General features: G+C 70.2%; 13 protein-coding genes. 1 reads left to right on the top strand and 12 read right to left on the bottom strand.

Translation table 11 applies throughout. The annotated features are described in order from the left end of the window. Nucleotides 1–54 precede the first annotated feature (54 nt). From lepB (ACIBAG_RS29905) to proS, 11 genes are all read right to left on the bottom strand, one after another. The gene (lepB, locus tag ACIBAG_RS29905) at nucleotides 55–831 is read right to left on the bottom strand and encodes a signal peptidase I (RefSeq protein ID WP_399109205.1); all 777 of its coding nucleotides are present in this window, start codon (nucleotides 829–831) and stop codon (nucleotides 55–57) included. A gap of 340 nt (nucleotides 832–1,171) precedes the next feature. Beyond that, a complete protein-coding gene (gene lepB, locus ACIBAG_RS29900) occupies nucleotides 1,172–2,143 on the bottom strand; it encodes a signal peptidase I (protein ID WP_399109203.1) in 972 nt (323 codons plus the stop codon). Then, complete coding sequence (gene lepB / locus ACIBAG_RS29895; protein WP_399109201.1) at nucleotides 2,031–3,122, bottom strand: signal peptidase I; 1,092 nt, start codon at nucleotides 3,120–3,122, stop codon at nucleotides 2,031–2,033. Before lepB (ACIBAG_RS29895) ends, lepB (ACIBAG_RS29900) begins: the two co-directional genes overlap by 113 nt. After that, nucleotides 3,115–3,831 (bottom strand): signal peptidase I, encoded by a 717-nt coding sequence (lepB, locus tag ACIBAG_RS29890; protein ID WP_399109199.1) that lies wholly within the window; start codon nucleotides 3,829–3,831, stop codon nucleotides 3,115–3,117. Before lepB (ACIBAG_RS29890) ends, lepB (ACIBAG_RS29895) begins: the two co-directional genes overlap by 8 nt. Nucleotides 3,832–3,891: 60 nt before the next feature. Next, nucleotides 3,892–4,242 (bottom strand): 50S ribosomal protein L19, encoded by a 351-nt coding sequence (gene rplS / locus ACIBAG_RS29885; protein ID WP_031485105.1) that lies wholly within the window; start codon nucleotides 4,240–4,242, stop codon nucleotides 3,892–3,894. Between the two features lie 134 nt (nucleotides 4,243–4,376). Next, nucleotides 4,377–5,210, bottom strand: coding sequence for a tRNA (guanosine(37)-N1)-methyltransferase TrmD (gene trmD, locus ACIBAG_RS29880; protein WP_399109197.1), 834 nt, complete (start codon nucleotides 5,208–5,210; stop codon nucleotides 4,377–4,379). Continuing rightward, entirely contained in the window at nucleotides 5,207–5,752 is a 546-nt protein-coding gene (gene rimM / locus ACIBAG_RS29875) for a ribosome maturation factor RimM (protein WP_399109195.1), read from the bottom strand. Before rimM ends, trmD begins: the two co-directional genes overlap by 4 nt. A 160-nt stretch (nucleotides 5,753–5,912) precedes the next feature. After that, a complete protein-coding gene (locus tag ACIBAG_RS29870) occupies nucleotides 5,913–6,152 on the bottom strand; it encodes an RNA-binding protein (RefSeq protein ID WP_003973401.1) in 240 nt (79 codons plus the stop codon). Nucleotides 6,153–6,154: 2 nt separating this feature from the next. After that, on the bottom strand, nucleotides 6,155–6,574 hold the full coding sequence (rpsP, locus tag ACIBAG_RS29865) for a 30S ribosomal protein S16 (RefSeq protein WP_030048919.1): 420 nt from the start codon (nucleotides 6,572–6,574) through the stop codon (nucleotides 6,155–6,157). Between the two features lie 343 nt (nucleotides 6,575–6,917). Then, nucleotides 6,918–7,514, bottom strand: coding sequence for a hypothetical protein (locus tag ACIBAG_RS29860; protein WP_399109193.1), 597 nt, complete (start codon nucleotides 7,512–7,514; stop codon nucleotides 6,918–6,920). A gap of 261 nt (nucleotides 7,515–7,775) precedes the next feature. Further along, nucleotides 7,776–9,191: a proline--tRNA ligase gene (proS, locus tag ACIBAG_RS29855; RefSeq protein ID WP_399109192.1), complete on the bottom strand. Its 1,416-nt coding sequence runs from the start codon at nucleotides 9,189–9,191 to the stop codon at nucleotides 7,776–7,778. Nucleotides 9,192–9,389: 198 nt separating this feature from the next. On the opposite strand from proS, the gene ACIBAG_RS29850 reads away from it, so the two are divergent. Continuing rightward, entirely contained in the window at nucleotides 9,390–10,301 is a 912-nt protein-coding gene (locus ACIBAG_RS29850; RefSeq protein ID WP_399109190.1) for an SAM-dependent methyltransferase, read from the top strand. A gap of 9 nt (nucleotides 10,302–10,310) precedes the next feature. On the opposite strand, the gene ftsH is transcribed toward ACIBAG_RS29850, so the two are convergent. Beyond that, complete coding sequence (gene ftsH / locus ACIBAG_RS29845; RefSeq protein WP_399109189.1) at nucleotides 10,311–12,248, bottom strand: ATP-dependent zinc metalloprotease FtsH; 1,938 nt, start codon at nucleotides 12,246–12,248, stop codon at nucleotides 10,311–10,313. Between the last annotated feature and the right edge of the window lie 19 nt (nucleotides 12,249–12,267).

The following is a 12,267-nucleotide window of genomic DNA, read 5'->3' as shown; positions in this document are numbered from 1 at the left end:
GCCGTCTTCCCCGCCACTGTCTCGCCGTACGGCCCGTCACCCGCGCCCAGCGCCTCAGTGGGCACCCACGGCCTCCGCCCGCGGCGTCGAGCGCTTGGCCAGTCTGTTGGCGATCGGGCCGTACGCCCCTCCGCCCATCACCAGCGCACCGCCCACGACGATCAGCGCGACGATCGTCCGCAGCGGTCCCGGCGAGGACAGTGCGCCGAGGTCCTCGAAGCCGGTGGGGCGCTCCAGCATGCCGTCCATGGGCCATACGACGGCGTCCACCCGGGCCGACACGGCGCTGCGTGCCACCGTGCCGCTGGCGGCGTCCGTGAGGTGGGCCGTGGAGTCCAGGGAGCCGCTCCGTTCGTCACCGAGCAGGAAGAGCCGGTCCTTCGGCACCGTCACCGTCGGGAAGTTGCGGATCTCGGCCGGCGAGGACCCGGCCAGGTACGGCTCGTCGATCTGCTTGCCGTTGACGGTCAGCTTGCCGTCCGTGCAGCAGGCGACCGTGTCGCCGCCGACGGCGACCACCCGCTTGACGACGGGTGCGTTGGTCACCCAGGTCTTGTCGGTGAAGACGACGACGTCACCGCGGCGCACCTCGGAGCCGTCGACGCGCTCGGCCAGCACCCGGTCGCCCGCGCCGATCGTCGGCGCCATCGAGGGGGTGGGCACGGTGTACGGCCGGTAGACCACCGCTCCCCAGGCGAACCCGCCCAGGAACAGCACCAGGCCCAGCGCCACGGCCAGCCCGGACAACCGCTGCCCGGTCCGGCCGCCCGCCGGGCCCCTGCTCGCGCCGCCGTCGCGCGGCGCCGTACGTGTCGTGCTCTCGCCACCCATGGGTCCGCACCCTACCCGGCGGTACCGACACCGGGCAGCCCCTTCCGAGCGCCCTGGGTCACACTCCCGGCAAAGCTTTCCCAGCCACTTGCCGAGGCCCTGTCCGAGCGGCCGCCCAAGCCTTCGCCGAGGCGACCCTGGCAGCCTTCACCGGAGCGGTCCCCGGAGACAGCCTCACGGGAGCGGTCCGGCGCAGAGAGCCTCAGCGGAGCGGTCGCCCGCAGACCCACCGAGACGGTCTCGCACCCAACGGCAGTGCGGCGGCACCCGCCCGCGCGAGGCGACGAGCCTCGCCGCCCCCGACGGGCCCCGGACGGTCGCTCCGAGGCACCTCGCGCGGTCAGCGGCTCTCCGCCGCCTTGATCCGCTGCCGGCGCCACAGCACCAGCGGCACCGCACCGGCCAGGGCGAGCCCCTGGGGTGCGACCGTCAGGGCGGCGGACCGGGCGCTCAGGTTCTGGTCGAAGGTGTCCGGGACCGGCAGGTTGTCCCAGCGGCTGATCGGCCAGGCGATCACGATGGCGCGGCCGACGACCTCGTCGACGGGGACCATGCCGTGGTTCTTGTCGGACCGGTTGTAGCGCGAGTCGCGGGAGTTCTGGCGGTGGTCGCCCATGACCCAGATGTAGCCCTCGGGGACCTTCACCTTGAACTGACCGCCCTGGTCGTCCTGGGTGCACGGAGTGTTGCCCGGGTAGACGTAGGACGCCTCGCTCAGCGCCTTGCCGTTGACCTTCAGCGGGCCGGTGCCCTCGCACTCGATCGTGTCGCCGCCGACACCGATGACGCGCTTGATGAGGTCCTTCTCCTCCGCGGACGGCATCAGGCCGATCCAGCTGAGAAAGGTCTGCAGGGCGTTGGGATCCGGGGTGGGCTCGCCCGCCAGCCAGTTGTCGGGGTCGTGGAAGACGACGACCTCGCCACGCTCGGGCTCGGAGCCGAACCAGGGGGTGAGCTTGTCGACCAGGACGCGGTCACCCTGCTGGAGGGTGTTCTGCATCGAGTCGGAGGGGATCGAGAACGCCTGCACCAGGAACGTCTTGATCAGCAGCGCGAGGACGAGCGCGATGCCGATCAGGATCGGCAGCTCCTTCCAGAAGGAGCGCTGTTTCTTCGGCTTGGGGGAAGCCCCGCCCGGCCCGTCGCCGTCGGCCGGGGGCTGCCCGCCCGCGCCTCCGCCAGCGCCGTCCGCTCCGAGGTCATTCCCTGAAGTCACGGCGTCGTCCGAGGCCGGGTCGGCCGCGTCCACGGGGCGTCCGCGGTGCTCCTCGCCGTCGTGCCCGGATCGTGCACCAACCGCCACATCCCCCACGCCAACTCCTTACCTTGTGCCGCTGCCTGCCCCATGCGCGGCGCAGGCCCACCACTCCCATAACGAGCGGGAGTTCCGCAGGGCTCGGGAGCTGGATCGTTCCGTTCGAATCGTCGGAAGCAACCCTATGCGACAGCTGGGGAGCAGCGGTCGACCCTGTCCCCCAGTCGGACACGGAAGCGTACGTATTCGGCTCCTCCAGGGTGGTCCAGTGGCCCAGGGGCCAGGCGATCCACATCGCCCGTCCGACGACCTCGTCCTCCGAGACCGTGCCGCGGTAGTCCTCGTCCTGGTGGAACCGGGAGTCCGCGGAGTCGGCCCGGTGGTCACCCATCACCCACAGCCGCCCCTGCGGGACGGTGATGTCGAACTGCGACTCGGAGGGGGCGTTGCCCGGATACAGATAGTCCTCGTTCAGGGGAACCCCGTTGACGGTCACCCGTCCTTGCCCGTCACAGCACTTCACCCGGTCGCCACCGACGCCGACGACACGCTTGATGAGGTCCTTCTCGTCGTCGGAGGGCAGCAGGCCGATGAAGGTGAGCGCCTGCTTGACCTGCTTGATGACGACGGGGTCCTCCTTCTTCACCGTCGTCTGCTCGTCCTTGAGCCAGCCGCCGGGGTCCTTGAAGACGACGACGTCCCCGCGCTGCGGCTTGGAGCCGAACCAGGGGGTGAGCTTGTCGACCAGGACGCGGTCGCCGACCTGGATCGTCTGTTCCATCGAGCCGGACGGGATCACGAACGCCTGCACGAGGAAGGTCTTCAGGACGAGCGCTATGAGGACGGCGACGCCGACGAGGAGGGGTATCTCCTTCATCGCGGAGCGCCTGCGGCGCCGTTTGACCTTGCGCTGGAGCTTGCGCCGCTCCGCGCGCGTACGACCGCCGGCGGGGCTGGCGGCGCGCCGGGCACCGGTGGGCAGCAGATTGTCGGCGGGACTGCTCGGGACGCCGCGCGGTTTCCCCCGGTTACCCATGCACGCCCTCCGCAACGGGCACGCGCGCGTAGGCGTCGGGACGGTGCAGGCGGGTCCAGTGGGCGGTCGGCCATACGATCCAGTCGGCACGGCCGATGACGTCGTCGACCGGGATCATGCCGCCGCCGGGCGAGCCCAGCCGGTCGCGGGAGTCGCTGGATTCGCTGCGGTGGTCGCCGAGGAGGAACAGGGTGCCGTCGGGCACGACGACGTCGAAGCGCACCGTGGACGGGCTGTCTCCGGGGTACAGATACGTCGACTCGTCGACCGACCGGCCGTTCACCTGGATCCTCCCCTCCTTGTCACAGCAGACCACGTGGTCTCCCCCCACACCCACAACGCGTTTGATGTAGTCGGCATCCCCGAAATACCCGGTTCCGTCGAACACGACAACATCGCCGCGCTGCGGCTCGGCACCGAAACGGTACGCCAACTTATTTACGAGAACGCGGTCGCCGATCCTCAATCCGGACTCCATGGATCCGCTGGGAATCTCGAACGGCCGCAGGACGAACGTGTTGAGCAGCAGCAGGAACACCAGGAGGACCAGCAGCGTCAGGCTGATCCGCCCGCCCGGCAGCCACTCGGTGATCCGCGAGACCAACGCGAAACGCGACCGTTCCTCCGGCCCCTCTGCGTCCGAGGTCTCCTCGGAGTCGGAAGGGCGGGAGGAGCGGTCGCGCTCCGTCGGCTGTGCTTCGGTGTCCATCGGGGCCAGATGTTATCCGGCCCCGCTTTGGACGCCGCGGGGGCGAGCCCCCGGAAGCGCTCAGTTCTCGCGCTTCTCCTTGATCTTCGCCGCCTTGCCGCGCAGGTCACGCAGGTAGTACAGCTTGGCGCGGCGGACGTCACCCTTGGTGACGAGCTCGATCTTCTCGACGATCGGGGTGTGCACCGGGAAGGTGCGCTCGACGCCGACGGAGAAGGAGACCTTGCGGACCGTGAAGGTCTCGCGCACGCCGGCACCCTGGCGGCGGATCACCACGCCCTTGAACTGCTGCACACGGGAGCGGTTGCCCTCGATGACGCGGACGTGGACGTTGACGGTGTCGCCGGGGCGGAAGGCCGGGACGTCGCTGCGCAGCGACGCGGCGTCGACGGAGTCGAGCAGGTGAGACATTTCGTCTGCTTTCTTCGCTGATGCCACAGGTCATCAACGGGAACTAGATGTTCGATGAGAGTGCCGTGCGGGTCGGGGCGGGCGTCGTGTCCCCCTGTGGCAGGGGCGCACGCCGGACGGCGCACAACAGCGGTCTATTCTTCCACGCCCTCGGTCCTGCGCCAAAATCGGCCGGACCGCTCCCCTTCCGGGTCGGGCATCCAGCCCAGGATGGAGAGCATCTCGCGGTCCTTCTTGTCGAAGGCCTTGGGGTCGCAGCGCTCGATGAGGTCGGGCCGGTTGGCCGTCGTACGCCTGAGCGCCTCGTCGCGGCGCCAGCGGGCGATCTTGCCGTGGTGGCCGCTGAGCAGCACGTCCGGGATGCCCCGGCCACGCCACTCGGGCGGCTTGGTGTAGACGGGCCCCTCCAGGAGGTTGGCCATCGCGCCGGGCGCGAAGGAGTCGTCCTGGTACGATGCGGCGTTCCCCAGCACGCCGGGCAGCAGGCGCGCCACGGCCTCCGTGATGACCAGTACGGCCGCCTCGCCGCCGGCCAGGACGTAGTCGCCGATGGACACCTCGTGGACGGGCACACGGGTCGCGTACTCGTCGACGACCCGGCGGTCGATGCCCTCGTAGCGGGCCGGCGTGAAGATCAGCCAGGGCCGCTCGGAGAGCTCGACGGCGAGTTCCTGGGTGAAGGGGCGGCCGCTCGGGGTGGGGACGATCAGGGTGGGCGCGTGCGAGCCGGTCTCGTAGCCGTCCGCGAGGACGGAGTCCAGCGCGTCCGCCCATGGCTCGGTCTTCATGACCATGCCGGGGCCGCCGCCGTACGGGGTGTCGTCGACGGTGTTGTGGCGGTCGTACGTCCAGTCCCGCAGGTCGTGCACATGGACGTTCAGCTGCCCACGCGCGCGTGCCTTGCCGACGAGGGAGACGTTCAGGGGCTCCAGATACTCGGGGAAGATCGTGACGACGTCGAGCCTCATGCGCTGTCATCCCTGGTGGAAGCGATCTCCGCCCGGTCGTCGATCAGCCCCGGCGGCGGGGTGATGACCGCGCGCTGCTCCTCGAGATCCACCTCGGTGACGATCTCCTCTACGAAGGGGATCATCACCTCGCTCCCGTCGGGCCGCTCCACGATGAAGAGGTCCTGGGACGGCAGGTGCGAGATCTCGGTGATACGGCCGACCTCGACGCCGTCCGCCGTCACGACGTCCAGGTCGATGAGCTGGTGGTCGTAGTACTCGTCCTCTTCCTCGGGCAGCTCGTCCGGGTCGATCTCGGCGATGAGGAGGGTGTTGCGCAGCGCCTCGGCGGCGTTGCGGTCCTTGACCCCCTCGAAGCGCAGGAGGAGACGGCCGCTGTGCACGCGGCCGGACGCGATGGTGAGCGGCCCGGTGGAGGCCGGGTCGGTGGCCAGGACGGCGCCGGGGGCGAGCCGCAGTTCCGGCTCGTCCGTACGAACCTCGACGGTGACCTCGCCCTTGATGCCGTGGGCGCGGCCGATCCGTGCGACTACCAGCTGCACTGTGCTTGCTCTCCTGTCAGACGACTGACCGGTCGGACGACGGGCCGCACGAGACGGCCGTACGTGGCGGCCGTACGAGGCCGTACGAGACGGCCACACGACTACGGGCCGGGGACGGCCCAGTGGCCCTCCCCGGCCCGAGCCGGTGCTGCGTTCGGCGTCAGCGGACGTGGTCCACGTCGACAAGGTCGACGCGGACACCGCGGCCGCCGATGGCGCCCACGACGGTGCGCAGTGCGCGTGCGGTGCGGCCGTTACGGCCGATCACCTTGCCGAGGTCATCGGGGTGGACCCGGACCTCCAGCACACGCCCGCGACGCAGGTTGCGCGAGGCGACCTGCACATCGTCAGGGTTGTCGACGATGCCCTTCACGAGGTGCTCGAGAGCCTCCTCGAGCATGCTCAGGCCTCGGCCGACTCGGACTCGGCGGCAGCCTCGTCCTTCTTCTCCGCCTTCTTCTTCTGGGTGATCGCCTCACCCTTGCCCTCGTCGTCGCCACCAAGGGCCTCGAACGACGGGCGCGCCTTCTTCGGCTCGGCAACCAGCAGCGGAGCCGGGGCCGGCTCGCCCTTGAACTTCTGCCAGTCGCCGGTCTTCTTCAGAATGGCGAGCACGGGCTCGGTCGGCTGCGCGCCGACACCCAGCCAGTACGCCACACGGTCGGCGTCCACCTCGATGACCGACGGGTTGTAGGTCGGGTGGTACTTGCCGATCTCCTCGATCGCACGGCCGTCACGGCGGGTGCGGGAGTCGGCGACGACGATGCGGTAGTGAGGCGAACGGATCTTGCCCAGACGCTTCAGCTTGATCTTGACTGCCACGGGAGTGGGTTCTCCTGGATTTGACGTGGTTGGGCACGGCGAGAATGCCGCGTGGGGTTGCGGTACCCGAGTGCCCGATGGACGCGTCAGCCGGAGGAGAGAGGGGTCCTGTGCGGCTGTCGAGTACAGCTAGCCATTGTGCCATACCCTGCGGGTCGCTATGGGCCGAGGGGGCGGGGAGGCGTGCCCGGGCATGCTGTGGGGGCACCCGGCGTTCCGGGTGCCGTCGGGTTGGTCGCGCAACCCGGCGCTGACGGGGTGCCGCCATGCGGCGACACCCCGGCGATCAACGGTCCACGTCCGTTCCGGCAGCCACGAGATGCCGGTGTCCGACGCGGTGCCGTCACGCCGCGCCCATGACCTCCGGGATCCGGAACGGCTTGCCGCAGCCGCCGCACACGATCGGGGCCTGGGCCAGGACCGAGGGGACGACCCGGACGTTGCGGCCGCAGTCGCAGACCGCCTTGACGCGGACGCCGCCGCCGGAGGATCCGTGGCGGGCGGCCGGGCCCCGGAAGGTCCTGCTCGTGTCGGCGGAGGTCGCCGCCGTGTGGGCCTTGAGGGCTCGCTGGAGGCGTTCGATGGTCGGGCGGTACCGGCGCTTGGCCTCGGCGTTGAGCGTGACCAGGGAGAAGCCGCTGCTCGGGTGCGGCTCCTCGGGGTGGTCCAGGCCCATCTCCTCGGCGATGGCGAGGAATCTGCGGTTGTGGTAGCGGCCGGCCCGGGAGGTATCGCGGACGCCGCGCGCGGCGGCGATGCCATGGACTGCCTCGTGAAGCAGTCGCTCGAAGGAGAGCTCGTGACCGCAGGCGGACGACGACTCCCCGATCAGGGACTCTGGCGCGGCGAGATCCGGCAGCTCGGGGTGGTACCGCTGAATGTCGGCCCACGCCTCTGCCAGCTCTGCGGCGAGAACAGGTGGTGTCTGTGTCGTGCTCACGTAATGACAACGAGCCGGAGTGCCGCTGTGTTCCGATTCCGGGGCATCCCAAATAATTTGCACGTACCCGTCAGTTGCGAATGATGCGCCACGACGAGGGCGGGTGCGCTGATCTGCGGAGAAGCCTCGCAGCTCCTACCAAGCCGGTGCGTAGTCCGACGTACGACCCGGCGTGTAGATCCTGTCCACCCGCAGGTGCTGCTGTGGTCCGCGGATGCGCAAGAGGCGTTTCGGCCTCTCTCGTTCCACACGGGCGTCATCTCAGTAAGCGCGCGCAACGACGGCGACGTTACCCGGTGCGTCGTCGGCGTCCGGCACCGACCCGTCCCCGGCGAGCAGACACCGTACGGTCACGGCGTGCTCGGCCAGCCTGGCCTCGCCTTCTTCGCCGAGCTTCGCCCACGGCAGGCGCGCCCAGCCGCCGGCGACGGCGGCCTCGACGGCCTCCTCGATCGTCGAGACGTCGGCGGTGCGGGACTCGCGCCGTTCGCGGGACTGGGCCAGCAGCAGCGCCTGGTCCTCTTCGAGGACGGCGGGGAGCAGTCGTACGAGCGACTCGACGGCCACCGGCTCCTTGCCGCCCGGGATGCGGCGCGCCAGCATCGCCGTGCCGTTCTCCAGGTCACGGGGGCCGACCTCGACGCGGACCGGCACACCCTTGAGCTCCCAGTCGACGGCGCGGCGGCCGAAGGGAGTGTCGGTGCGGTCGTCGACGTGGACTCGGATGCCGGCCGTCTTCAGCCGGTCGCCGATCTCACGGACCTTGGCCAGAACCGGTTCGTCGCCCTTGATCGCGAGGACGACGACCTGGATCTGCGCCAGGCGCGGCGGCACCCGCAGCCCGTTGTCATCCCCGTGAGTCATCACCAGGGCGCCGATCATGCGGGTGGTCGATCCCCAGGAGGTCTGCCAGACGAGCTCCTGCTCGCCTTCCTTGGACAGGTAGCGCGTGTTGAAGGCCTTGGCGAAGTTCTGGCCCAGCTCATGGCTTGTCGCCAGCTGCAGGGCCTTGCCGTCGCCCATCATGCCTTCGAGCGTGAGGGTGTTGATCGCGCCGGCGAAGCGCTCCTTGACGGTCTTGCGGCCGGGGACCACGTCCATCGCGAGGACGTTCACCATGAAGTCCTCGTAGACCTCTCGGTGGATGTACGCGGCGAAGTCGCGGGCGTCCTCGTACGTGGCGTGCGCGGTGTGCCCCTCCTGCCAGAGGAACTCCGTGGTGCGGAGGAGGAGACGCGGCCTGAGCTCCCAACGGACCACGTTCGCCCACTGGTTGATCAGCAGCGGCAGGTCGCGGTAGCTCTGCACCCACTTCGAGAAGTACTCATTGATGATCATCTCGGAGGTGGGGCGGACGACCGCGGGCTCCTCCAGCTCCTTGCCGCCGCCGTGGGTGACGACCGCGAGCTCCGGCGCGAAACCCTCGACGTGGTCCGCCTCGCGCGCGAGATACGACTGCGGGATCAGGAGCGGGAAGTACGCGTTCTGCGTGCCCGTCTCCTTGATCCGGGCGTCCATCTCGGCCTGCATCCGCTCCCACAGCCCGTACCCGTACGGCCGGATGACCATCGTGCCGCGCACCGGACCGTTGTCCGCAAGCTCCGCCTTGTTGATCAGATCCTGGTACCAGCGTGGGAAGTCATGTGCCCGTGGCGTAAGAACGGGTGCCTTTGCCATGGCCAGATGGTACGGGCCCATGTTGCCGGAATGTGAATTTCGGCCACGGACACGGCGATCCGGCAAGCCGGGCTCCGCGACCTCTGGACGCGACGTCGAGCGCGGAGTTTCCTGGCATACGGGGGGAGCGCGAGCGCATGTCACGGGGGCTACTGAATCGGGCACATCATCAACTCTCGGCGGATTGGGGCGCTTTACATGACACCTACGCTCGTGCGGCAGCACCTGCCTCACGCGGGCACGGCACCCCGCGTGGACCTGTGTGCACGCGCGCGTGACTGGTCCGAGATCCAGGAGCGGATGCTGGTTCCGCTCTACGAGGCCGTCTACGAGCGACTGGAAGTGGGCCCGGGCACCCGGCTGCTGGGCCTGGGCTGCGGCAGCGGGCTCGCCCTTGTGCTGGCGGCGTCCAGAGGCGCGACCGTCACCGGTGTCGAGTCGTCCGCCCCCGAACGACTGGCGCTCGCTCGGCAGCGGTTGCTGCCCGAGGCGTGGGACTCACGCGCGCGTGCCGGCGCCCGGCTCGTCGACGGCTCGCCTCGGGACACGGCCGACACGAGCGGCGCGGCCGATACGAGCGACGGGGCCGATGCGAGCGACAGGGCCGACGCGGGAACGCCCCCCTACGACATGGTCACCGCGTTCGAGCCCATCGGATGCCTCGCGGGCGACTCCGAGGGGCTCGGTGAGGCTCTCGCGGCGGCGGTGCCGCTCGCCGGGCGCGGGGCGCCCGTGGTGCTCGCCGGCTGGGGTCCGCCGGAGCGCTGTGCCACGTCGTCGGTGCTGCGGGTCGCCACGAAGTTGGCCGATCCCCTGCGCAGCACCGGTAGTTGGCGCCCGGCTCTGCGCGACGACCTGGAGGAGGTCGCCCAGCGCGCGGGTCTGCGGCCCGACGGTTCCGGGCGGGTGGCCTGCCCCTTCGGCTACGCGGATGTCGACAGCGCCGTACGGGGACTGCTGTCGACGGGGCTCTTCGACGCGGCGATCTCCGCGACCGACCAGGCCCAGGTGGACAAGGAGGTGACGGAGGCGCTGCATCCGCACCAGCGGCAGGACGGGACGGTGTGGATGCCGAACGTCTTCCGGTACCTGATCGCCCGTGTGCCGTGAGCGGGTCCGCTAAGCGTCCGTTTCCTTGGTCAGCCGGGTGATTCCGGCGATCCGGTACGCGTCGGCCTCCTCCAGGGTCTCGTTCTCCAGCAGCGCCTCGGCCAGGGCGTCCAACTTGCCCCGGTGCTCCCGGAGTTTGCCGCACGCCTCCTCGTAGCACTCGTCGACGATCCGGCGCATCTCGGCGTCGATCACGTCAAGGGTCTGCGGGGCGGCCGCGAGCCCGTACGCCTGCTGGGTGTCGCTCGGCAGGGCGGACAGCCGGCCCACCCGCTCGCTCATGCCCCAGCGGGCGACCATCCCGCGCGCGATGTTGGTGACCTGTTCGAGGTCGTTCTCGGCGCCCGTGGTGACGACTCCGTAGACCACCTGTTCGGCCGCCATGCCGCCCAGGGCGCCGATGATGCGGCCTCGCAGGTAGCCCTCCGAGTGTGCGTACCGCTCCACCTCGGGCGTGGACATCGTCACCCCGAGGGCCCGGCCGCGCGGCACGATGGTGATCTTGCGTACGGGGTCGGCGCCCGGCTGCAGCATGCCGAGGAGGGCGTGTCCGCTCTCGTGGAACGCGGTGCGCCGGCGGTCCTCCTCGGGCATCACGAGGGTGCGTTCGGCGCCCAGCTGCACCTTCTCCAGGGCCTCGGACAGGTCGGAGGCGGTCACCTGCCCCTGCTTGCGCTTGACCGCGAGCAGGGCGGCTTCGTTGGCCAGATTGGCCAGGTCCGCGCCCGTCATGCCCGGGGTCGTACGGGCCAGCTGGGCCAGGTCCACGTCATCGGCGAGCGGGATCTCGCGGGTGTGGATCCGCAGGATCGCCTCGCGCCCCGCGCGGTCCGGCGGGGCGACGCTGACCACCCGGTCGAAGCGGCCGGGCCGGGTCAGCGCCGGGTCCAGGATGTCGGCGCGGTTCGTCGCCGCGATGACGATCACGCCCTCGGAGCCGGAGAAGCCGTCCATCTCGGTGAGGATCTGGTTCAGCGTCTGCTCGCGCTCGTCGTGGCCGCTCACCGAGGCGCCGCCGCCGCGCATTCGTCCGATCGTGTCGATCTCGTCGATGAAGATGATCGACGGCGCCACCTTGCGGGCCTCGCCGAACAGTTCCCTGACCCGGGAGGCGCCGACGCCGACGATCATCTCGATGAACTCGGACGCGGAGGCGGAGAAGAACGGCACGCCCGCCTCGCCCGCGACCGCACGCGCCAGCAGCGTCTTGCCGGTGCCCGGCGAGCCCGCGAGCAGCACGCCGCGCGGCATCTTCGCGCCCATCCTGCGGTAGGCGTCGGGGTGCTCCAGGAAGTCGACGACGTCGTCCAGCTCGCCCTTGACCTCGTCGATGCCGGCCACGTCGGCGAACGTCGTGCGTTCCTTGCCCGGCTGGAGCTCGACCGGCTTGGGCGGTGCCTTTCGGCCGAGCATGCCGCCCGCGCCGCCCAGGCCCCCGCCCATCCGCCGGGCGAGGAAGATCCAGACCGCCACCAGCAGCACGATCGGGATCAGGGAGAACAGCAGGTTGGACAGGACGCCGCGCTCCCGCACGACCGGCTCCGCGGTCACCGTGACGTCGCGGCTGCTCAGTTGCCGCCAGAGGTCGTCGTCCGCGAAGGCCGGGCGCTGTGTCTTGAACCTGGTGTACTCGCCGTCGCCGTCGGGGTTGTCCCGGGCGTTCTTGAGCTCGCCCTGGATCGCGTCGCCCTTGGAGTAGATCTTGTCGACGTTTCCGGCGTCGACCTGCCTGCTGAACTCCGTGTAGGAGATCGTCGGCTCGTTGCCCCGGTCGAGGTACGTCAGCCCGACGTAGGCCAGCAGGAACACGATCACCGCGGTGAGGAACAGCCCCCACCATCGACCGCGGGTCCGTCGGCCGCGGGGCGGCCCCGGCGGCTCGTCGGGCGTGCCCTCGGTGCGCCACGGCTGGTCAGGGGCCTTGCGTGGCGGCGCGGCATTGCTCATATCTGGACGTTACGGCAGA

Source organism: Streptomyces sp. NPDC051243 (assembly GCF_044455405.1).
Lineage (GTDB): Bacteria > Actinomycetota > Actinomycetes > Streptomycetales > Streptomycetaceae > Streptomyces.
Note: the sequence above shows the minus strand (reverse complement) of the source record. Positions and strands in the feature narration are given on the sequence as shown.